This is a genomic window from Agreia sp. Leaf244, from assembly GCF_001422695.1.
Taxonomy (GTDB): Bacteria; Actinomycetota; Actinomycetes; order Actinomycetales; family Microbacteriaceae; genus Agreia.
In genome coordinates, this window is the sequence record NZ_LMLX01000001.1 from 122,504 (window position 1) to 143,346 (window position 20,843).

The following is a 20,843-nucleotide window of genomic DNA, read 5'->3' on the forward strand; positions in this document are numbered from 1 at the left end:
TCGGGAAGAGGCGGGGAGCCCTTGCGGATATCGCTCCGGCGAGGAAGATGGAAGCCGACCCTCAAAGGAGAGGATGCACCATGGCATCGACAGAATACGGAAGCTACACCGCAAAACTCACGGACGGGCCCCTCGAGGGGCGCACCGTGCGCACGGAGTTCACGGACGCGGGCGAGCCGCTCGCTCGTCTCGAGATTCCGGCCGGCAGCGCCAAGCGCTACCTCTATATGCGCAGCAGCGGCGTGGAGTACAACGGCGAAGGTCGCAACGCCGCCCTGCCCTCTGCGGTGGACTATCGGTTCATCGAGGCCCGGCTGGGCTGACGCAGGCCTCATCACCCCGTGTAGTCCCAGTGCCAGGGCTCGTCGGGGTCGGTGAGCGGCTCGAATCCGAACTGCGCTGCGTTGGCCGCCAGCCACGTGTGCGGGTGCGATCCCCGGACGACAGGCGGATTCACGAAGTCGACGGCGGTGCCCTCGCCATGGTTCGACGTGCCGGGGATGGCGGCACGTGGCCACCCGTACTGGTCGAACACCCTCTGCTGCTCGGCGAGGTCGCGGTACCCTTCGTCGACCGGCAGGTAGTCGCCTGTCTCGGCGCGGTAGGCCTCGAGAAGACGCAGCAGGGCGGCGGCGACATCGGATCTCAGGCGCACGGGTGGACTCTCGCGGACGCCCGGGTAGACGACCGGCACGAGCTCGTCGGCCGGCATTGCGCCGTTCGCCACCGTCGGTTTCGCCCTGGGCACGGCGGCGCGGGCTGTGACCGAGAAGCTCGTCGTGAGGATCGGACGACCGACCGCCACCGTCGCCTCGGAATCGCTCACATCGCACCGCAGCAGCGTCGTGCCATTGAGGGATGCCGCTTCCGCCGCGATCGCGCATGACCGCTCCGCCGTCGAGTGCGAGGCGGACTCGGCCGCGGCGATGGCGGCCGAGTCGGCGGCCGCGTGAACGGCAGCCTTGGCGGGCAGCACCGAGAAGAGGGTCAGCGCAAGAACCGAGAAGGCCAGGACACCCGCGGCCATCGCGAGCGCGAGCACTCCGCCCGCTCCCCCGTCGTCGGCGAGCCGTCGAGGGAGATGCGCCTTATGAAGAGCCACTCGGCGAGTCATTGGCCTCCTCCGAGTGCGCATGTCGTCGACGCGACCGGGATCGCGGCGATCACCGATGGGCCGGAGCCCGCCGACGTCGTGACGGTCGCGCACACGAAGCGCCCGTCGACGCGCGACGAGAGCTCGGCCTGCCCTCCCAGGAGTTTCGAGACCGTGTCGGCAGCGCCGGCGTCGTCGCCCCTGCCGAGCAGCCGGGCCGCCGACGACGCGGCGTCGGCGACCCTCATCTGCTGCACGATGAGCTGGAATCCCCCGAGCAGGGCGGCCACGATGACGAGCACGGCCGGAAGCACCGTGACGAACTCCAGGGTGACGCTGCCGTCGTCGCCTCGAAGACCGCGAACCCTGTGACGGAGACTCTGCCGCATCGCGCCTTCCCCTCTCAGCCCGCGACGCTCAAGGCCGTGCTGACGAGATCCATGAGGATCTGCTTCACGGCATCGCCACGAAGGATCGTGACGAGCAGGCCGGCCAGACCGACAGCCGCCATGGTGGCGATGACGTATTCCGCCGTCGCGGCCCCCTCGTCGTCGCCGAGCAGCCGCACGGCGTGAACGGTGCGGCCGACCCGCACGGCCGATCGTGTTCTTCGAGGGGAGGTCTGTGTGGTGACGCTCATCGCTTTTCTCTCTTTCGGTCTCGGCACGAGCTGCTGAATGCGCCCAGCCTCGCCGATGCGGGGATGCCTCATCGATGGGCGAGCGGGATCTGTGGCCGATCACGAGAGTTCGACCATGGTGGAGGAGAAGACCGCGATCATGAGCGGGGCGACGCCCAGGAGCATGAACGCGGGCAGCACGCACACCCCGAGCGGAATCATGAGGGTGGTCGAGAGGGTCGCCGCCTTGGCCTGCGCCCGGCTCGTCGCCTCGCGTCTGATCTGCAACGCCTCGCTCTGCAGGAGTTCTGCCGCCGGCACCCCGGCGGCCCGGGAAAGCTCGAGCACTCGATCGATGCGGTCCGCATCGTCGGGTTCTCCGAGCGCGTTCGCCCGGTGCGCCTCGGTCGCCAGTTCGCGGGCACGCAGGAGCGATCCGCCTCCGGCCAGGGCGACGGCCACCAGCTGGGCGGTGAGGCCCGGCGACGATTCAGGCGGCCGGGCCCGGGCGACGAGGCGGGTAGTCCACCGCGCGGCGGTGACCGAGAGCACGGCGCCGGCGACGAGGCAGACGAGCCCCGCCGTCGTGCCGAACAGAACGCCGATCGTGTCGAAGCCCAGGAGCGCTCCGAACACCAGCCCGAGCAGGGGCATCACACCGACGAAGCGAGCCGTCGACCGGGGGCCCGCGAGGGCTGCGTCGACGTCGCGGTGCAGCTGTCCGAGCTGGCGCAGGGAGTCGGCGATCTCCCTGAGGGTGGCCGCGAGCGGAGCCCCGCTCTCGCTCGCGACGAACCACGCCGCCGCGACGGCCCTCCAGGCGGAACCCGTTCTGTCGGCGTTCGGACCGGTCGCAGCCGCCGCGATCGCCGCCGGGATCGACGCGCCCGCCGCGATCGACGCCGTGACGGCATCGACGACGGGCGACCCGTCGACGTCTCTCAGATAGCGCCACGCGTTCGCGGGCGCCACGCCCGCCCCGAGCATGACCGCGAGCCGCTGCACGACCGAAGCGACGGCCTCGACCGCGCGCGCATCGTCGGCCATCAGCCGACCGACTCGACCCGGAGGCGACCCGCGGGATCGAGACCGAAGCGGCCCACGGCATCCAGACGCCGCGTCGCACCGCGGCGCTCGAGGTGTAGCACCAGACCGATCGCGCTCACGGCCTGCCTGGCCACCGTCTCAGGGCTCATCGCCGCGAGAGAGCCGAGCGCCTCGAGCCTGGCCGGCACATCGTCGAGGGAGTTCGCGTGCAGCGTTCCGGCTCCGCCGTCGTGGCCCGTGTTGAGCGCCGCCAGCAGTTCGCGGATCTCGCCGCCGCGGCACTCGCCCAGAACGAGCCGATCGGGCCGCATGCGCAGGGCCTCGCGCAGCAGGCGATCCAGGCCGACGCCGCCGGCGCCCTCGAGGTTCGGCTGGCGCGTCTCGAGGGCAATGAAATGGGGATGCCCGACGCGGAGCTCGGCGACGTCTTCGACCGCGATGATGCGGTCGCCCGGGTCTGCGGAGGCCAGGAGAGCCGACAGGAACGTCGTCTTTCCGCTGCCGCCCGCGCCCGTGATCAGCAGGTTGACGCGGCGTGCGACCGCGTCGTCGATGAAGGAGCGGGCGCTCTCGGCCTCGGCGCCCTCGCCGAAGAGCCCGGATGCCGTCAGCGAGTCGAGCCGCGGCCTGTCGAGCGGCGGAATGCGGATGGACAGCAGCGTTCCCCTCGGGGCGATCGGGGGAAGCGCCGCGTGCACCCGGATGCCGTCATGCAGCCGCACATCGGCGCACGGGGTGGCCTCGTCGATGTGGCGACCGCCCCGCGCGACGATGGCCACCGCGAGCTCGCGCAGCCTGGCCTCGTCGGGGCACGACCAGTCGGCCTGCCGCACGAGGCCGGCTCCCCTGTCGACCCACAGGTCGTCAGGCCCGTTGACGAACACGTCGGTCACCGCGGGATCGCGCACGTAACGGGCGAGCGGCCCGAAGTCGGATGCGCCGGCTCGGCCGGGCGGGCCGGGATCGAAGCCCGTGCCCGCACCGGGGGGAGGCGATGCGGGCACGGGTCGAGGCGCGCTCAGCACGGGTGCCGCGACGAAGGGTTCGCGCTCGCGCGCTGCCTCGTCTGGGTCGATGTCCGTGGTCTGTCTGCGCGCCATGGAATCGACCGTAGGAGCGGCGGGAGGAAGGCTCCGCCGACGGCAGCGCTGATGTGGATGAATCACGCGCCGCCCGCTTGTGCAGGAGGAGAAGCACGGCCCGAAGCATGGCCGTTAAATAGAAGGGGCGGCACCTAATGGGGGGAAAAGGTGCCGCCGTAGCAACGCTGGATTGGGGGAATCCGTATATGCGTTGCATCTGAAAACGAGTTCCAGTGGGATTGAGTTTACTCGCCCGAAACACAACCGCAACTTCCCTCAGCTTTTTCTCAGCGCACCGCGAGAACACAGGCATGCGGCGCGGGCAACACGTTGCAACCCGGGAGCATCTCGCCCGGGGTGCAGGGCTGACTAAGCTGACAGAAGCCGTCGCAAAGGAGCGAACCGAACCCCATGAGCAACCGCATCGACAACCTTCTCCACGAGGCCCGCCGCTTTCCGCCCACCGAGCAGTTCGCCGCGAACGCCGTCGCCGGCGCCGACCTCTACGAGGCCGCCGAAAACAACCGTCTGCAGTTCTGGGCCGACCGTGCGCGAGATCTTCTGCACTGGCACACGCCGTTCACCCGCACCCTCGACTGGAGCAACCCTCCCTTCGCGAAATGGTTCGACGACGGCGCCCTCAACATCGCGTACAACTGCCTCGATCGCCACGTGCTCGCCGGCAACGGCGATCGCGTCGCACTGCACTGGGAGGGCGAGCCCGGCGACTCGCGCAGTTACACCTACGCCGAGCTCACCAGCGAGGTCAAGCGCGCCGCCAATCTGCTGACCGCGCTCGGCATCCGCCAGGGCGATCGCGTGGCCATCTACCTGCCGATGATTCCCGAGGCCGTCATCTCCATGCTCGCCGTCGCGCGCATCGGAGCGGTGCACTCCGTGGTGTTCGGCGGATTCAGCGCCGAGAGCCTGCGCAGCCGCATCGACGACGCGAGCGCCAAGCTCGTCATCACCGCCGACGGCGGCTACCGCAAGGGCTCGGTGTTCCCGCTCAAGAACGCGGTGGATGCCGCACTGGCGGCAGGCGGCGAGAGCACCGTCTCGCACGTGCTCGTCGTGAAACGCGGCGGTAACCACGTGGACTGGACGGAGGGACGCGACCTCTGGTGGCACGACGAGATGGTGGCCGTCGACGACGAGCACGTGGCGAAGCCCTTCCCTGCCGAGAACCCGCTCTTCATCCTCTACACCTCGGGAACGACGGGCAAGCCGAAGGGCATCCTGCACACCTCGGGCGGCTACCTCACCCAGGCGGCGTTCACGCATAAGGCGGTATTCGACCTGCACGCCGAGTCCGACGTCTACTGGTGCACCGCCGATGTGGGCTGGATCACGGGCCACAGCTATGTCGTCTACGGCCCTCTCGCCAACGGCGCCACCCAGGTGCTCTACGAGGGAACGCCCGACTCGCCCCACCCCGGCCGCTGGTGGGAGATCATCCAGAAGTACGGCGTGTCGATCTTCTACACCGCGCCCACGGCCATCCGGTCGTTCATGAAGGCGGGCCGGCAGATACCCCAGCAGTTCGATCTGACGAGCCTGCGCCTGCTCGGCTCGGTCGGCGAGCCCATCAACCCCGAGGCGTGGATCTGGTACCGCGACGTGATCGGCGGCGGCGAGACCCCGATCGTCGACACGTGGTGGCAGACGGAGACCGGCGCCATCATGGTCTCCGCCCTGCCCGGGGTGACCACCCTGAAACCGGGCTCCGCGCAGGTCGCGATCCCCGGCATCCGTATCGAGGTTCTCGACGACGACGGCCACGATGTCGGGCTCGACTCCGGCGGCCTGCTCGTGGTGAGCGAGCCCTGGCCGTCGATGCTGCGCGGAATCTGGGGAGACCCGGAGCGCTACAAGGAGACCTACTGGGACAAGTTCGGAGACAAATACTTCGCCGGCGATGGAGCCCGTCGGGATCGGGACGGTGAACTCTGGCTGCTCGGCCGGGTCGACGACGTGATGAACGTGTCGGGCCACCGCCTCTCGACCGCCGAGATCGAGTCCGCGCTGGTGTCGCATCCGATGGTCGCCGAAGCCGCGGTCGTCGGAGCCGAGGACGAGGCCACCGGCCAGGCGGTCGTGGCGTTCGTGATCGTGCGCACGAGCCAGGCCGACGTGGCCACGGCGGAGGAGGCCTCAGCCCTGCTGCGCGCCCACGTCGCCGAGCAGATCGGCGCGATCGCCAAACCACGCACCGTCTTTCTCGTCGCCGAGCTTCCCAAGACCCGCTCGGGCAAGATCATGCGACGCCTGCTGAGAGACGTGGCCGAGGGCCGTGAAGTCGGAGACACCACGACCCTCGCAGACACGCAGGTGATGCAGATCATCACCGACAGGCTGAAGTAGTCGGGAACGGCGGGCTAGGCGAACTCGACGATCACCTCGATCTCGACGGGAGCGTCGAGCGGGAGGGCGGCGACGCCCACGGCCGAACGAGCGTGGATGCCCCGGTCTCCGAACAGGTCGACCAGAAACTCCGACGCTCCGTTGATCACGCCGGGCTGGCCCGTGAACGACGGGTCGGATGCGACGAATCCGGTCACCTTGACGACCCGCGTCACGCGGTCGAGCGACCCGATCACATTCTCGACCGCGGCGAGCGCGTTGAGAATGGAGGTCTGCGCGAGCGACTTGGCGATCGAGGGCGAGACCAGCTCGTGGCCGTCTCCGACCTTGCCCGTGTACTCGAGGCTTCCGTCGACGAAGGGCAGCTGGCCTGCCGTGAAGACGAGATTGCCCGAGATCACGGCGGGAATGTAGGCGGCGACCGGCGGAACGACCGTAGGGATGGTGATGCCGAGCTCGGCCAGGCGGGCGGCGATGACACTCATCAGGATGCCTCTCCTTCTGTCGCGACCGGTCGCTTGAGGTAGGCGACGAGGCCGCCCTCCGGTCCGGTGACGATCTGCACGAGCTCCCAGCCCTTGGATCCCCAGGTGTTGAGGATTCCGGTGGTGTTGTGGATCATGAGCGGTGTTGTGACGTACTCCCAGGTGGGCATCCGCGTTCCTTTCTGGCGGTTTGCCAGCATTGTCGATTAGTCTCGAGCATATGTCTGCCCCAAAAGCTAAGGCTAGCGGCGTAGTTGGAGCCATCCTCGGCATCGTGGGCATGAGTGCTATTGCAGGCATTCTCGTCACGGCCATGGTTGCTCCCGCGCTCGCGGTCACAGGAATCGCCACGAACAACTCCATCGGCATGTTCGAGAACCTCCCCTCGAACATCCGCCCCGATGTACTCGCGCAGAAGTCCGAGATCTACGCCACGGGCAGTGACGGTACCCCCGTTCTGCTCGCGTCGGTCTTCGACCAGAACCGCGAAGAGGTCTCCTGGGACCAGATCTCCCCCTTCGTGAAAGACGCCGTGGTCTCGGTCGAGGACCCGCGCTTCTACACGCACGGTGGAGTCGACATCATCTCCGCGGCCCGCGCCGCCGCGCAGAGCGCGGCAGGCGGAGACGGCCCCGGCGCATCCACGATCTCGATGCAGTACGTGCGCAACATCCTCATTCAGAAGACCGAGGAAATCCAGGACGAGGCAGAGCGCGACAAGGCGTTCGAAGACGCCACGAAGACCACGGTCGACCGCAAGCTCAAAGAGATGAAGCTGGCCATCGGACTCGAGAAGGAGTTCACGAAGGACCAGATTCTTCTTGGGTACCTGAACATCTCGAACTTCGGCGGAACGGTGTACGGCATCGAGGCCGCCGCACAGTACTACTACGGAGTCTCCGCCAAGGACGTCTCTCTGGCCCAGGCGGCCAGCCTCGTGGCCATGGTCAACGAGCCCAACGGGCTGCGCATCGACCAGCCCGACGCCCCTGAGAAGATCACCGAGAACCAGGCCCGCCGAGACGTCAACATCCTGCCGGCCATGCTCAAGGAGCACAAGATCACGCAGGCGCAGTTCGACGAGGCCATCGCCACGCCTGTCACGCCGAACATCGTGCAGCCCTCGACCGGCTGCAAGACGGCCAACCCCAACTACGGCGCGGGTTACTTCTGCGACTACGTGTCGTACATCGTGAAGAACGACCCGGCATTCGGCGACAGCGCCGAGGCGCGCTGGCAGAAGTTCCGCACCGGCGGCTACCAGATCTTCACCACCCTCGACCTCGACCTGCAGACCGCCGCGATCAACTCGATGAACTCGAACGTTCCCCAGGTCGCCGACCAGCTGAACCTGGGCTCCGCAATGGTCACGGTGCAGCCGGGAACCGGCAAGGTGCTGGCGATGGTGCAGAACAAGACGTTCAACGACGACCCCGAGACCACCCAGCCGAACGAGACGTCGCTCAACCTCAGCACCGACTACGCCTACGGCGGCTCCACAGGATTCCCCTCCGGATCGACGTACAAGGTCTTCACGCTGGCCGACTGGCTGAAGACGGGTCACTCGCTCAACGAGCAGGTCAACGGAAGCGTGCGCACCTTCAACCTCGCGACCTTCAAGAACCGTTGCGAGGGTTCCGGCGGAGGCCCGTACAAGTCGGCCAACGACGGCTCGGCGAACCCGGGCTCGATGAGTGTGACCGCGGCGACCGCGGCGTCGGTCAATAACGCCTACATCGGCATGGCGCAGAAGCTCGACATGTGCGACATCACCGAGACCGCCGAGTCGTTCGGCATGCACCGGGCCGACGGCACTCCGATGCAGCAGAACGTCTCGAGCGTCCTCGGCACCAACGAGGTGGCTCCGCTGACCGTCGCGGCCGCCTACGCCGGCATCGCCGCCAACGGCCTGTACTGCCAGCCGAAGGCCATCGACCGCATTCTCGACGCGACCGGCGCCGACGTGCCGATCCCCGAGACCACGTGCACCCAGGCGGTGGACCCGAACGTGGCGGCAGCCATGGACGTGGCCATGGCAGCAGTGGTCAACGGCGGTACGGGTGGGGCAGCCCGGCCGGGTGACGGCATCCCGCTGATCGGAAAGACGGGTACCACCGACGGCGAGAAGCACGTGTGGTTCGCCGGCGCATCCACCACACTCGCCACTGCCATCTGGGTCGGCAACATCGTCGGAGACGTCTCGGTGCGCTACACGAGCGTGCCCGACTACGGCAACGTGGCCGACATGCGCTTCAGCACCTGGCGCGAGTACATGGGCCAGGCCAATGCCAAGTTCCCCGGTGGCGCCTTCCCGACTCCGAACAGCAGCCTGACGGCCACCCCGCAGATCGCGGTTCCCGCCGTGCAGGGCAAGACCATCGCCGAGGCGCAGTCGCTCGTCGAGGCTGCGGGCTTCACGTTCCAAGACGGTGGCGCGACCGACAACGAGGCTCCCGCCGGCACCGCCGCGGGCTCGGTGCCGGCTGGTGGAACAGAAGCCACCAAGGGCTCCACGGTCACGGTCTACACCAGCAACGGGGCATTGAAGAGCGTTCCCGACGTGGTCTCCGGCTCCAACACCCTCGGCGAGGCGGCCAACAAGCTGGGTCCGGCCGGCTGGAAGTTCGCGGGCACCAAGTATCAGGTGACCGGCGACGGCTGCGATGAGAAGAAGCCGATCGGCACAGAACCCGCCGTCGGGTCGTACGCGAACCCCGCAACCACCGGCGTATACGTCATCGGTTGCAAGAAGAAATAGCGCCACCGGTGGCCTCGTCCCGCACCGTCACGGCCGCCGCGACAGCCCTCGGGCTGACCGCGGCGGCCGGTGCCGCGGCCTTCGCCTGGGGATCGCTCGTCGAACGCCGGCTCTTCACCCTTCGACGCGTCTCGGCCCCTGTGCTTCCTGCCGGGTCGGCAGACATCCGGGTTCTGCATATCTCAGACCTGCACATGGCCCCGTGGCAGCGCGACAAGCAGGAATGGGTGAGGCGACTCGCCCTGCTTCAGCCCGACCTGATCGTCGACACAGGCGACAACCTGGGTCACACCGACTCCTACGACGCCATCAGCTACGCCCTCGAACCGCTGCGCGGAATACCCGGGGTCTTCGTGAACGGATCGAACGACTACTTCGCCCCCACGTTCAAGAGCCCCCTGCGGTACTTCATGGGCCCCTCGAAGATGCACCGCGATCCGACCCGCCTCGACACGAAGCGGCTCGAGGGCACCTTCGCCGACCTGGGTTGGCAGAACCTCAACAACCGGGCCACGAATCTTGTCGTGAACGGCACCCGCATCGAGTTCTTCGGTGTCGACGACCCGCACCGCCACTACGATCGGCTCGACCGCATTCCAGGAGCGCTCGACGAGCTGCGCGAGGACGAAGACGACGACTACACGGCCGACCTCACGATCGGCGTGACTCACGCGCCATACCAGCGCGTGCTCAACTCCTTCGTGACGCACGGGGCCGACGTCATCTTCGCCGGGCACACCCACGGTGGCCAGGTCTGCGTTCCCGGTTTCGGGGCGCTCATCACGAACTGCGACATTCCGAGAGACCAGGTCAAGGGTCTCAGCGTGTGGCGGCACGGTCTGCGAGCGGCCTACCTGAACGTCTCGGCCGGTCTCGGCACATCGATCTACGCGCCCTTCCGCTTCTCGTGCCTGCCCGAGGCTACTCTGCTGACGCTCACCTCCACTCACTGACCCGTGCACGCGGCCCCCGCCGAAATCGGCTAGGATGATTGAGGCCTTCGGGCTGATCGGGGTATGGCGCAGCTTGGTAGCGCGCGTCGTTCGGGACGACGAGGTCGCAGGTTCAAATCCTGTTACCCCGACCACAACAGGCTCCCTCTCATGCGAGAGGGAGCCTGTCTGGTTTAAGCGCAGTGATCGGGTCAGCAGCGCATCGGTCAGGTCAGGTGCTCGAGCCGAGCACCCCGCCGCTCTCCTCGAGGTAGCAGACTCCGCACAGCGATTCGTAGGTGACATGCTCGCCGTCGATCGCGACCTGCGCTCCGTCGAACACGAACACGTCGTCGATCTTGCGTGAGTTGAAGATCGCCTTGCGCCCGCAGCGGCAGATGGTCTTCAGCTCTTCGAGGCTGTGAGCTATCTCCATGAGCCGCGCACTGCCCGGGAAGGCCGAGGTCTGGAAGTCTGTGCGGATTCCGTACGCGAGAACGGGCACGTCGTCGAGGATGGCGATGCGCAGCGCGTCGTCGACCTGCTCCGGCGTCAGGAACTGCGCCTCGTCGATGAGCAGGCACGAGATGGGGCCGGCGCCGTCGGCGATGGATCGGTCGCGGCGCTCGAGGAAGTCGACCCTGAGCTTCGACTCCGGCGTCACCAGAAAGTCGACGCCACGCGTGACCCCGAGTCTCGACACGATGCGGGTGTCGCCCTTGGTGTCGACCGACGGCTTCGCGATGAGCACGTTCTGGTCGCGCTCCTCGTAGTTGTAGGCGGCCTGGAGCATCGCCGTGCTCTTGCCGCTGTTCATCGCCCCGAACCGGAAGTAGAGTTTCGCCACCGCTCTAGGGTAGTTGCTCTCACGCCAGGCCGACATGCCGCGTCAGAACAGGGTCGGCTGGCCCTGATCTATTTCTTCGGGAATGATCGCCCCGGCAGACACTGTCGGCCTGCGTGCGAGCTGCGGCCCGCTGAGCCCGATGGCCTTGCTGCGGATGCCACCCGACGCCGGGTCTTCGATGCCGCGCTGCAGACCGTGGGCACGAATCAACGGCTGGATGCGGGCGGCCAGCCACTTTCTGTACTCCTTCGGCGCATAGCTGTTCGTGCCGTAGTACATGCGCCCGTACTGTTCGACAAGCTCGGGGTGGGCATTCTGCAGCCACTGGAAGAACCAGGGCTTGACCCCCGGCCGCAGGTGCAGGGCCGTGTAGAGCACGGTGGTCGCCCCTGCCGCCTTGATCTGCCCGAGGGCGTGATCGAGGTGGGCCTTCGTGTCGGTGAGGTAGGGAAGGATCGGCATCAGAAACACGCTGCAGTCGAGCCCTGCGTCTCGCACGGCCGTGACCGTAGAGAGTCGGGCCTTGGTGGAGGGAGTGCCCGGTTCGATCGACTGCTGCAGGTCGTCGTCGTAGACGGCGATCGACATGGCGAGGTCGACCGGAACGCTGGTGTTCGCCTCGACCAGCAGTGCGAGATCTCGGCGCAGCAGCGTGCCCTTCGTGAGGATCGAGAACGGCGTGCCCGAGTCGGCGAGGGCGGAGATGATTCCCGGCATCAACCGGTATCGCCCTTCGGCCCGCTGATACGGGTCTGTGTTCGTGCCGAGCGCGACCGGATGCCTCTGCCACGACGGGCGTCGCAGTTCTTTCTCGAGCACCTCGGCGACGTTGAGCTTGACGATGAGCTGGGCGTCGAAGTCTGCGCCCGCATCGAGATCGAGATAGGTGTGCGTCGGTCGGGCGAAGCAGTACACGCAGGCGTGGCTGCAGCCCCGATACGGATTGATGGTCCACCCGAAGGGTACGGCTGCCGTCTGCCCCGGGATCTTGTTCAGGGCCGACTTCGCGAGGATCTCGTGGAAGGTGACGCCCGCGAACTCGGGGGTCTGCACCGAGCGCACGAGATTGTTGAGCCGGGCGAGCCCGGGCAACGCCGCGGGCTCGGTCGTCGCTATCGCCTGACCACTCCATCGCATCGAGCCATTCGAACATGTATTCGAATGTCTGTCAAGCGGCTAAGAATCCGAGTCGGTGTCGTCTCTGCGACGGTCGATGTCGGCGACGGTGTAGCTGGCGAGCGGATTGCGTCCGAGCTTCTGCCGCGCCGCCGCAACGACGAGGTGGCGCAGATGGCTCCCCCTGCCCGCCCGCAGCACGCGCGCGCGGAAGCTGTAGGCATCCATGTATGCCATACGGGGCGCCCACACCGGCGACGGGCGGCGCGCGGCCACGCCCCTGGTGAGGTGCAGGAATGCCTGCGCCGACGCGATCGACGACAGCAGGTCGATGCCGATGGCGAGCGACGGCAAAGAGACGGATGCGCCGGCGCCGTCGATCTGCCGCACGGACGAGAGCGCCCGGAGGTCGGAATAGGGCGGCACGTACGGGAGACTCCGAGCAAGATCCATGCTGTGGCCCGCGATCTCGTCGAGCGGCATGCGCTCGTCGAGACCCATGAACCGCTCGAAGGTCCAGGGACCCGTCGGGGCGAACGAGGTGACCTGGGCGGCGAAGCCCACGTTCATGGCCATCAGATCCGGTATCCCCCGCTTTCGGGCGGCTCGCGCGATCAGAACGCCGATCTCGGGCTGGGTGGACTCGGACTCGTCGATGACGAGATCCGCCCCGGCCACGAATTCGTCGATCGAGTCGGGAGTCACGCCCGAGGTGAGCACGGTCACTCGCGCGTCGGGATTAATGTCGAGCACACGGTCGCGGAAGACCTCGGCCTTGTTGCGGCCGTAGGTCGACGAGCCGGCGCCCTCGACCCTGTTGGCGTTCTGAGGCTCGAACACCTCCGGATCGGCGACGGTGAAGCCCGAGACGCCCATTCGAGCGAGTTTCAGCCCGAATTGGAACCCGCCGCCGCCCGCGCCGCCGATCGCCACGCTCGAGGCGATCAGCGCCTTCTGCTCGTCTTCACTCCAGAATCCGTAGTTTCGTGAGAATTCCGGAGATCGGAACGAGCGGGTCATTACGCCGCACTCGTCGAGGCGCTGGACACCCGTCCGACGAACACGAGCCGGGGCTCCGCGGCGAGGAGGCGCTCGACGAGATCGCTGGTGCGGGCCGTGACCGTGGCGGTGGAGGCCTCGACATCGATCTCGATGGGAACGTTGTAGTCGAGGTAGTGCTCGATGAACCTCACGTCGCCGACGCGGTGGATCGTGATGATGCTCTTCAGGTGCCGCTCGAACCACGGCTCGATGATGGCGAAGGCTCGGCCGAGGCCGTGGTTCGTGACGTAGGCCAGCATCAGGGCGAAGAGGTGCCACTGTATCGAATCCTGCACGACGGCCTTCTCGTGCCTCGCGATGACGCGGGAGACCTCGACGGCGTTCCACGGCAGTGGCCCGTCGACGAAGGCGTCTGGGCAGAAGTCCTCGACGGGAAGCGGGGCGCCGTGCAGCGAGTCGCCGGCCTTCTTCTGACCTCGCACGATCAGTCTCGAGACCCCGACGACCCGCGTGCCGCTCGGGTGGTTCTCGAGCACGCAGAACGTCACGGAACGCGAGTCGTCCGCATCACGATCCGTGCCGTCGGGCAGAAGGTCCTTTTCGGAGAGCTGCCCGGTCTGGTCGACGTAGACTCGGCGCCTCAGCTGGAAGTGGGCGAGGTACTCTGCCTCGAGCCCGGGAACGGCGACACCATCGACGGCCAGCACTCCCAGTGCGAGTCGGGAACTCGGCGATGAGTCGAAGACGGTCGACGAGACGATGGGAATGACTGCATCGTTCGTGACGGTCTGATCAACGTGTGACATACCGTCCCTGCATCGTAAGTTCCGTGGCACATATGGAGCTTGCGGACAACTGCGCCCCCTCACCTGTCCCGTTCTTGTTCGATCATATGGCAGGCGCGACGTCGTTTGCGGCCGGACAGGTCGCGGAACGCCATCTCCAGCCGCTCCAGAGGCCCCAAAGTTGCTAGTCTGGGCTTCGATACGATCGTGACCGAGGGGACCCCATGCCAGCTGGAGATGCACAGGCCTTCTCGCTCGCGCGCTCGAGCGGACCGCACTCCGAGGAGCGCACGCGCATCCTGTCCATCGCGACCCGCCGCGTGGGCGCATCCGGCCTCGACGTGGGATTCGAGCAGTCGACCCTCGACGACATCGTGCGCGAGGCACAGGTCTCGTCACGGGTGGCCACCCGCATATGGCCCAGTCACGACGACTTTGTTTACGACCTGTTCACTGAGATCGCGCAGCAGACCCGACGCGACCTCACCGATACGGAGACCCTTGTCGCGACATGGGGGTTCCTGAGTTCGCGCCTCAACGATCTGCGCACTCCCGAGGGCCGTCGCAGCATCATGCTCGACGTCGTGCGAACCGCCGCGGAGCAGAATCTCGAGGAGGTCGCGACATCCGCTGCTTGGAGAAGCTATGCGAGCCTGTCGCTCACGATCCTCTCCCGCCCCGAGAGCCCCGGCCGAGCCGCCGTGCTCGAGGCCCTGCGCAACAGCGAACTCGCCTTCATCGACACGATGGAGATGTTCTACCGCAACATCATGGCCACGGTCGGCTACCGCCTCAAAGAAGAGTTCCATAACGACTACCACCCCTTCGTGGTCGCCACGGCGGCGGTCGTCGAGGGCCTGGGCATCTCACGCACGACCGTGCCCGAGATCGTGGACTCGCACTTCTCGCGTGCGGGCGAGAGCGAGGGCAACTCCTGGTCGCTGGTGTCGCTCGCCTTCGTCGGTGTGATCGAGGCCTTCGTCGAGTTCGACCCCGATTACGAGCCCGAAGAGGCCATCTCCCGCCTCAGCGGCGGCGTCGACGTCACGCCGTCTCCCGCCGAGAACCCGCAGGGCTACTAGGCGCGTCAGTCCGCTTCGGAGAGGTAGCCGTCCTCCGCTGCTCGCCGCAGCAGTTCGTCACGGGTGTCCACCCTACGGCCCTGGGATTCGTAGGTCGCCCGGATAGCCTTGAGAGCCGTGCGCACCCGTTCGAACCGCACGCCCTCGATCAGGGCGATGTCGACGGTGCTCTCGCCTCGCGAATACAGTCGCAGCACGCGCAGGTGCCAGTCGTCGAACGGGGGATGCTGCCCCACGGCATCCTCGACGACCGTGTCGGTCTCGGGCTGGTCCCGACCGAGCACCCGCCGCGCAGCCACGAGCACGGCTCCGGCGGGACGCGACTTGGGCACGAACGCGTCGGCGCCGGCTGCGAGGGTCTCGCCTTCCGCATCGAGACCCGCCTCCGTGCTCATGACCACGACGCGGGCGCCTGCGTCGGCGCACACCCGGATCCGCTCCTCCAGCTGCACAGGCGAGTCGATCGTGCGTGCCATCACGACGACGTCGGGGGGAAAGGAATCGTCTGCGATCAGCTCCTCCCAGCTCCCGAGCGCGGCGACCACGTGGAAGTCGGGCGCATTGACGCTGATCCAGTGTGCGAGGCCGTCGACGATCAGAACGTGGTCGTCGAGGAGGGCGATCGTGTTGATGCGAGCGGCATCGTTCACGAGATCACCGCCGTCGTGCCGTGAGACCGGATGCGGTCCATCGTCTGCCTGAACGACTGCGGCCGGCCGAAGTAGTAGCCCTGGGCGCTCCGCACGCCCAGCGCGACCATCACATCGACCATGTCGGGGCTCTCGATGCCCTCGACGATCATCGTGTAGTCGAGGTTGTCGCCGAACCCCTGAAGCGCCTTGATGACCTCGCGCTGGCGCACATCGCCGAGATCGTCGATCAGGCTCTTGTCGATCTTCAGGATGTCCATGGGGAACCGCACGAGCGCCCCCACCGACGAATCGTCGGATCCGTAGTCGTCGAGGGCGATGATGACGCCGGCATCCTGCATCACCTCGGCCTCGCGTCGCAGGTCGTCGGTCACCGAGCGCAGCGACCGCTCATTCAGCTCGATGCAGAGCGAGACGTTCGGATGCGACTTCGCGACCTCGCGGATGAACGGTCCGAGGTGCTCCTCGCCGATCTGCCCCAGCTCGAGGTTCACCGTCATGCAGGCGATGCTCGGCTCGAGGGCGTGGAACTTCTCCGCCGCATCCATGGCCTTGACGATGATCTGCCGCGTGAGCTCGTCCATCAGTCCCAGGCTCTTCGCCCGGGCGACGAGAGACGACGGAGAGATGGGCCCGAGCTCGGGATCGATGTACCGCACGAGCGCTTCGAACGCCCAGATGCGGCCCTGGTCGATGCTCACGATCGGCTGGAAGGCGAGCGTCAGCCTGTCTTCCGTGATGGCGCGGGCGACGATGTCGTTGGTGCGGGTGGAGCGATGCGACGCGATACTCACGCTGCTGCCCTCGGCGGGGCCGCCCTGACGCCTCGAGCGCTTGACCTGCAGCATGCTGCGGTCGGCGTCGACGACCAGCAGCTGCGCATCGATCTCGCGGTGCCCCGAGAAGGCGAGGCCGGCGCTGACCACGGGTCGGAACTCCTGGCCGTCGAGGGTCAGCGGGCGCCCGATCTCGTGGATGATGCCGTCGGCGAGTTCCTTGCTCTGCGCCACGGTCTGCAGCTCGGTGAGGATCGCGACGAACTCGTCGCCGCCGATGCGCGAGACGAAGTCGCGGCCTCCCACAGAGCCGCGGAGGCGATCGGCCACGGCCTTCAGCAGCTCGTCACCCGTGTGGTGGCCTCGCGAGTCGTTGAGCTTCTTGAAGTTGTCGAGGTCGATGAAGAGCACGGCGATGCCGGAGTGGTACGAGCGATTCTCGTTCGCGTCGATCAGCGCGGCCTGGAAGGCGCCGTAGTTGGGAAGCCCGGTGAGCGGATCGCTGTTGGCCCGGCGCTCGAGACTGTCGACATCGTGCTGAATGCGCGCCGTCTCGCTGGCCATGTGCGCCAGGGCGGTCAGTGCCTGCTCCTCCTCGCGCCCGAGGGGAAGGGCGCCGAGTCGCCTCGACGCGATGATGTATTCGTCGACTCCGGGCTCGAGTCGAACGGGCGCACCGATCTCGCCCGGGCCGGGCGGCTCGTCCCTGACCTCGGCCTCGCCCGCCTGCAGCACCATCTGCGCGCGGACCTCGAGCGCCTTGCGCAGGCCCGACTCCGTGGCCCAGGGCAACTCGACCGCCGCTGTGACGACACCGCTGAGCCGCCGGTGCACGGCACGGAAGCGAAGGCGTTGCGCGATCACGAGGAACAGTGTCGCGACGAGGAGGATGACCGCGGGGGTGAGCCGCACATCCGGATCGTGTTCGAGCCAGGGGATGACAGAGCTGTCAACGGCGTTCATCAGGGTCGACACGACCGCCACCAGGAGCACCACCGCGCCCAGCCGCATGGGGCTCAGCGCGGACAGCCCGAACCGCTGGTCTAGGCCCCACCGCCCCCGGGCGCGGATGAACTCGAGCAGCAGCGCGACGCCGAAGTAGCAGGCACTTGCAAGCGCGTAGCTCACGAACTGCCAGACGCCTGCCCGGGTGAGCTCGTTGTGCACCACGACGAAGGCCACGCCGCCCACGAAACTGATGCCGACGACATAGAGGCCGATGGCGACGCTGCGCAGCACGACCGTCTGCGAGATCATGAGCCCCACCGACCAGAGCGCGACGGTGAGCAGGTATTCGGATGCCGGTCGCGAGATCGCGAGGAGCGTCACGGCCACCCCCAGCATGGGGAGCCCGCTGATGCGCCCGATCGGCATGCGCAGGTGCGCGCACATGATGCAGCCGAGCACCGTGACGAGCTCGACCGTCCAGGATTCCGGCGGGGTCACGATGACCCCGACGACGGCGTAGACCAGCACGACCACCGCGAGCACGATGAACGGGGTCACGAACATGCGGTCGAACAACGACAGTTTGAAGCGATCGACCATGAGCCCGGGTCCCCTTTGGCGCCGCGCCCTGCCCTCAGGACGCGAGGTGCAGTGCCTTGGCGGTGCTCGTCAGCACCTTTCGGGCCGTCGCCGGCGAGTCGGTCAGTCGTGTTCCGAACGAGGGGATCATCGTGCGGATCTGCGGAACCCATCGGACGTAGTCGTCGGGGAAGCACCGTTCGAGGACATCGAGCATGATCGGCACGGCCGTCGAGGCACCGGGCGATGCGCCGAGGAGGCCGGCGATGGAACCGTCTGCCGACGCGATGACCTCGGTGCCGAACTGCAGCACTCCCCCGCGGTCTGAGTCTTTCTTCATGACCTGAACGCGCTGCCCGGCCGTGATGAGGTACCAGTCCTTCGGGTCGGCAGTGGGCATGAACTCCTGCAGCGCTGCGAACTTCTTCTTCTTGCCCGCCAGCAGCTCGCCGATCAGATACTTCATGAGATCGAAATTGTCGCGCGCCACGGCCAGCATCGGACCGAGGTTGTGCGCCCGGATCGATCCGGGCAGGTCGAGCCACGACCCCTTCTTGAGGAACTTGGGACTGAATCCGGCGTACGGTCCGAAGAGCAGAGACGGCTCTCCGTCGACCACGCGGGTGTCGAGGTGGGGGACGCTCATCGGCGGTGCTCCGACGGCGGCCTTTCCGTAGACCTTCGCCCGGTGCTCGGCGACGACGGCCGGGTTGTCGGTGCGGTAGAACTGGCCGCTGATCGGGAAACCGCCGAAGCCGCGGATCTCGGGGATGCCGGACTTCTGAAGCAGATGCAGGGCGCCGCCGCCGGCCCCGACGAAGACGAATCGCGCGTTGACGGTGGTGGGGGTCGACCCGACCAGTTCCTTGACGGAGACGTTCCACGTTCCGTCTTTCTGGCGCTTCAGGTTCGACACCGAATGCTCGGTCTTGAGGCTCGCTCCCCGGCTTGTGAGGAAGTCGAAGAGATGCCTCGACAGGGAACCGAAGTCGACGTCGGTGCCCGCGGCGATGCGGGTCGCCGCGACCAGCTCGTTCTTCTTGCGGCGACGCATCAGGGCCGGTGCCCACTCGTAGATCACAGCCGGGTCTTCCGTGTACTCGATGCCCTCGAAGAGCGGCTCGTCTCGAAGCACCTCGTAACGCTTGCGCAGGTACTCGACGTTCTTCTCGCCCCGAACGAACGTCATGTGCGGCGTCGAGTTGATGAAGGTCGACGGGTCGGGGATGTCGCCGTTCTCGACCAGGAACGACCAGAACTGCCGACTCACCTGGAACTGCTCGTTGATCGCGACGGCCTTCGACGCCTCGACGGTGCCGTCGGAGCGTTCGGGCATGTAGTTGAGCTCGCAGAGCGCCGCGTGACCCGTTCCCGCGTTGTTCCACGGGTTGGAGCTCTCACCCGCGACATCGCCCAGCCGTTCGAAGATCCTGATCGACCAGTCGGGCTGGAGGATCGAGAGGAAGGTGCCGAGCGTGGCGCTCATGATGCCGCCACCGATCAGAACGACGTCTACGGGTTTGCCTGCTGCGCTCACATCTCCCATGATACGGCCGCCCGGCCGCCCGACGGGTCGAAGGTGAAGGTCACGGCGATGCCTCCGTCGACGGCGGTGACCTCGACCTGGTCGAAGACGAGACGCACCATGCGCACGAACGGAGTCAGGGAGGGCGGCGGCACCGCACCCGGCGGGGCCGCGAACACGACCGAGCCCCGGGCATCCGTCTCTCGTCGCTCGAGCACCAGCGTCGGCCTGGCCGATTCGCCGATCTGCTCGACGATCTGTCGGATCAGCGCCCGCAGGGCGGCGGTCTGGCGGTCGTCGAGGTGCACGGCCACCCGGTCGTCGTCGCTGTAGCTGTCGACAGCGTCGGCCAGAGAGCCCTGCGAGATGCGCTCGACGATCGCCCTGCGAAGCACCGACGCCAGTTCGGCCGCCCTCACGGCGTCGTCCGGGCCCATCGCGCCCGTCTGCTCCAATCGCGTGAGGAACGGCACCACGTCTCGCCTGAGCGACCCGAGCTCGCCCATCGCATCCGTTTCGGCGAGACGCGTGAGCACGGCGCCGACATGCCGTGTTCGCTCGGCCTCCGCGTCGCGCCGCGACTGCTCGAGGCTGCCGATGAGGCTGCGCGCGTAGGCGGCCGAGCCGAGGCCGATGGCGATCGAAGGCGTCGCGGCGGTGAGTGCGAGGATGCCCAGGGTGACCGTGGTGGTCGAGCTCAGGTTCTGCACGACCGCCAGGACGAAAGTCACCCCGACGGCCTGGACGGTGAACCACACGATCTCGGAGGAGCGTCGATACGGCGCTCCGAGGATCAACGCGAGACCGAGGCACACGCCACCCCAGTCGTCTCTGATGAGGGCGTTCGAGCCGAACTGGCTCAGCGCGTTGAGCACGCTCGCGAGCATCAGCCCGCCCAGGAAGATCTGGAAACGCGAGAGGGAGATGAGCGGTCCGAACGGGTCGGCCGCACGGATGAAGTACGCATACGACGCCGCGAGAACGAGCTGGGCCGCGACGGCCACCACAGGAAGAGAGATCTGGTCGCGACCGGACTGCGTGAGCGAGAGCGCGATCGACAGGGCAACGCTCACGATGCCCACGGCGATCACGAACATGCGCGCCGTCACTCTGGAGACCGGATCGAGTTCAGCCGCGGTCGGCTGCGCCACGC

The 20,843-nt window shown here is 67.3% G+C and carries 20 protein-coding genes and 1 tRNA gene; 6 read left to right on the top strand and 15 right to left on the bottom strand.

The features are described from left to right. Positions 1-80: 80 nt before the first annotated feature. Entirely contained in the window at positions 81-323 is a 243-nt protein-coding gene (locus ASF06_RS00555) for a hypothetical protein (protein ID WP_055942037.1), read from the top strand. A gap of 11 nt (positions 324-334) precedes the next feature. Here ASF06_RS00555 and ASF06_RS00560 read toward each other — a convergent pair whose 3' ends face one another. The 5 genes from ASF06_RS00560 to ASF06_RS00580 form a co-directional block, all read right to left on the bottom strand. Further along, positions 335-1,114, bottom strand: a complete 780-nt coding sequence (locus tag ASF06_RS00560) for an Rv3654c family TadE-like protein (protein ID WP_162237664.1) — start codon at positions 1,112-1,114, stop codon at positions 335-337. After that, entirely contained in the window at positions 1,111-1,482 is a 372-nt protein-coding gene (locus ASF06_RS00565) for a TadE family type IV pilus minor pilin (RefSeq protein ID WP_055942042.1), read from the bottom strand. Before ASF06_RS00565 ends, ASF06_RS00560 begins: the two co-directional genes overlap by 4 nt. Before the next feature lie 14 nt (positions 1,483-1,496). After that, complete coding sequence (locus ASF06_RS00570) at positions 1,497-1,733, bottom strand: DUF4244 domain-containing protein (protein ID WP_082500592.1); 237 nt, start codon at positions 1,731-1,733, stop codon at positions 1,497-1,499. Positions 1,734-1,832: 99 nt separating this feature from the next. Continuing rightward, positions 1,833-2,759 carry a type II secretion system F family protein gene (locus ASF06_RS00575; protein WP_055942045.1) on the bottom strand — a complete coding sequence of 309 codons (927 nt, stop codon included), beginning with the start codon at positions 2,757-2,759 and terminating at the stop codon, positions 1,833-1,835. After that, positions 2,759-3,859, bottom strand: coding sequence for a TadA family conjugal transfer-associated ATPase (locus ASF06_RS00580; RefSeq protein WP_082500593.1), 1,101 nt, complete (start codon positions 3,857-3,859; stop codon positions 2,759-2,761). The genes ASF06_RS00575 and ASF06_RS00580 overlap by 1 nt, the downstream gene beginning before the upstream one ends. A gap of 393 nt (positions 3,860-4,252) precedes the next feature. Between ASF06_RS00580 and acs the strand changes: the two genes are divergently transcribed. Beyond that, positions 4,253-6,205, top strand: a complete 1,953-nt coding sequence (gene acs / locus ASF06_RS00585; RefSeq protein WP_055942048.1) for an acetate--CoA ligase — start codon at positions 4,253-4,255, stop codon at positions 6,203-6,205. 14 nt (positions 6,206-6,219) lie between these two features. On the opposite strand, the gene ASF06_RS00590 is transcribed toward acs, so the two are convergent. Further along, positions 6,220-6,690, bottom strand: coding sequence for a RidA family protein (locus ASF06_RS00590; protein WP_055923769.1), 471 nt, complete (start codon positions 6,688-6,690; stop codon positions 6,220-6,222). Next, positions 6,690-6,860, bottom strand: coding sequence for a hypothetical protein (locus tag ASF06_RS19755; protein ID WP_200920280.1), 171 nt, complete (start codon positions 6,858-6,860; stop codon positions 6,690-6,692). Before ASF06_RS19755 ends, ASF06_RS00590 begins: the two co-directional genes overlap by 1 nt. 110 nt (positions 6,861-6,970) lie before the next feature. Here ASF06_RS19755 and ASF06_RS00595 point away from each other — a divergent pair, with 110 nt between their 5' ends. The 3 genes from ASF06_RS00595 (at position 6,971) to ASF06_RS00605 (ending at position 10,535) form a co-directional block, all read left to right on the top strand. Further along, entirely contained in the window at positions 6,971-9,448 is a 2,478-nt protein-coding gene (locus tag ASF06_RS00595; RefSeq protein ID WP_162236909.1) for a transglycosylase domain-containing protein, read from the top strand. Between the two features lie 8 nt (positions 9,449-9,456). Continuing rightward, positions 9,457-10,401, top strand: coding sequence for a metallophosphoesterase (locus ASF06_RS00600; RefSeq protein ID WP_055942051.1), 945 nt, complete (start codon positions 9,457-9,459; stop codon positions 10,399-10,401). Between the two features lie 57 nt (positions 10,402-10,458). Next, positions 10,459-10,535, top strand: a tRNA-Pro gene (locus tag ASF06_RS00605). A 77-nt stretch (positions 10,536-10,612) separates the two neighbouring features. Here ASF06_RS00605 and ASF06_RS00610 read toward each other — a convergent pair. Genes ASF06_RS00610 through ASF06_RS00625 form a run of 4 tightly spaced genes read right to left on the bottom strand, consistent with a single transcriptional unit; the run spans position 10,613 to position 14,151 of the window. Then, positions 10,613-11,227, bottom strand: a complete 615-nt coding sequence (locus ASF06_RS00610; RefSeq protein WP_055942054.1) for a thymidine kinase — start codon at positions 11,225-11,227, stop codon at positions 10,613-10,615. A 42-nt stretch (positions 11,228-11,269) separates the two neighbouring features. Beyond that, entirely contained in the window at positions 11,270-12,364 is a 1,095-nt protein-coding gene (locus ASF06_RS00615) for an Rv2578c family radical SAM protein (protein ID WP_082500594.1), read from the bottom strand. 39 nt (positions 12,365-12,403) lie between these two features. Then, the gene (locus tag ASF06_RS00620; protein ID WP_055942058.1) at positions 12,404-13,363 is read right to left on the bottom strand and encodes a ThiF family adenylyltransferase; all 960 of its coding nucleotides are present in this window, start codon (positions 13,361-13,363) and stop codon (positions 12,404-12,406) included. Then, a complete protein-coding gene (locus ASF06_RS00625) occupies positions 13,363-14,151 on the bottom strand; it encodes a GNAT family N-acyltransferase (protein WP_055942061.1) in 789 nt (262 codons plus the stop codon). Before ASF06_RS00625 ends, ASF06_RS00620 begins: the two co-directional genes overlap by 1 nt. 203 nt (positions 14,152-14,354) lie before the next feature. On the opposite strand from ASF06_RS00625, the gene ASF06_RS00630 reads away from it, so the two are divergent. Then, positions 14,355-15,212, top strand: a complete 858-nt coding sequence (locus ASF06_RS00630; RefSeq protein ID WP_082479429.1) for a hypothetical protein — start codon at positions 14,355-14,357, stop codon at positions 15,210-15,212. A 5-nt stretch (positions 15,213-15,217) separates the two neighbouring features. Here ASF06_RS00630 and ASF06_RS00635 read toward each other — a convergent pair whose 3' ends face one another. From ASF06_RS00635 to ASF06_RS00650, 4 genes are read right to left on the bottom strand one after another with little or no spacing between them, the layout of a single operon-like run. Further along, positions 15,218-15,862, bottom strand: a complete 645-nt coding sequence (locus ASF06_RS00635) for a response regulator transcription factor (RefSeq protein WP_055942064.1) — start codon at positions 15,860-15,862, stop codon at positions 15,218-15,220. Next, positions 15,859-18,186: a putative bifunctional diguanylate cyclase/phosphodiesterase gene (locus ASF06_RS00640; protein WP_055942066.1), complete on the bottom strand. Its 2,328-nt coding sequence runs from the start codon at positions 18,184-18,186 to the stop codon at positions 15,859-15,861. Before ASF06_RS00640 ends, ASF06_RS00635 begins: the two co-directional genes overlap by 4 nt. Positions 18,187-18,220: 34 nt before the next feature. After that, positions 18,221-19,702 carry a malate:quinone oxidoreductase gene (locus tag ASF06_RS00645; RefSeq protein WP_268750634.1) on the bottom strand — a complete coding sequence of 494 codons (1,482 nt, stop codon included), beginning with the start codon at positions 19,700-19,702 and terminating at the stop codon, positions 18,221-18,223. Further along, positions 19,699-20,841, bottom strand: a complete 1,143-nt coding sequence (locus ASF06_RS00650) for a hypothetical protein (RefSeq protein WP_157439024.1) — start codon at positions 20,839-20,841, stop codon at positions 19,699-19,701. The genes ASF06_RS00645 and ASF06_RS00650 overlap by 4 nt, the downstream gene beginning before the upstream one ends. Between the last annotated feature and the right edge of the window lie 2 nt (positions 20,842-20,843).

Coding starts and splice junctions, on each gene's coding strand:
- ASF06_RS00555 (WP_055942037.1), top strand. CDS start 81: ATGGCATCGACAGAATACGGAAGCTACACCGCAAAACTCACGGACGGG.
- ASF06_RS00560 (WP_162237664.1), bottom strand. CDS start 1,114: ATGACTCGCCGAGTGGCTCTTCATAAGGCGCATCTCCCTCGACGGCTC.
- ASF06_RS00565 (WP_055942042.1), bottom strand. CDS start 1,482: ATGCGGCAGAGTCTCCGTCACAGGGTTCGCGGTCTTCGAGGCGACGAC.
- ASF06_RS00570 (WP_082500592.1), bottom strand. CDS start 1,733: ATGAGCGTCACCACACAGACCTCCCCTCGAAGAACACGATCGGCCGTG.
- ASF06_RS00575 (WP_055942045.1), bottom strand. CDS start 2,759: ATGGCCGACGATGCGCGCGCGGTCGAGGCCGTCGCTTCGGTCGTGCAG.
- ASF06_RS00580 (WP_082500593.1), bottom strand. CDS start 3,859: ATGGCGCGCAGACAGACCACGGACATCGACCCAGACGAGGCAGCGCGC.
- acs (WP_055942048.1), top strand. CDS start 4,253: ATGAGCAACCGCATCGACAACCTTCTCCACGAGGCCCGCCGCTTTCCG.
- ASF06_RS00590 (WP_055923769.1), bottom strand. CDS start 6,690: ATGAGTGTCATCGCCGCCCGCCTGGCCGAGCTCGGCATCACCATCCCT.
- ASF06_RS19755 (WP_200920280.1), bottom strand. CDS start 6,860: ATGCCCACCTGGGAGTACGTCACAACACCGCTCATGATCCACAACACC.
- ASF06_RS00595 (WP_162236909.1), top strand. CDS start 6,971: ATGAGTGCTATTGCAGGCATTCTCGTCACGGCCATGGTTGCTCCCGCG.
- ASF06_RS00615 (WP_082500594.1), bottom strand. CDS start 12,364: ATGCGATGGAGTGGTCAGGCGATAGCGACGACCGAGCCCGCGGCGTTG.
- ASF06_RS00620 (WP_055942058.1), bottom strand. CDS start 13,363: ATGACCCGCTCGTTCCGATCTCCGGAATTCTCACGAAACTACGGATTC.
- ASF06_RS00625 (WP_055942061.1), bottom strand. CDS start 14,151: ATGTCACACGTTGATCAGACCGTCACGAACGATGCAGTCATTCCCATC.
- ASF06_RS00630 (WP_082479429.1), top strand. CDS start 14,355: ATGCCAGCTGGAGATGCACAGGCCTTCTCGCTCGCGCGCTCGAGCGGA.
- ASF06_RS00640 (WP_055942066.1), bottom strand. CDS start 18,186: ATGGTCGATCGCTTCAAACTGTCGTTGTTCGACCGCATGTTCGTGACC.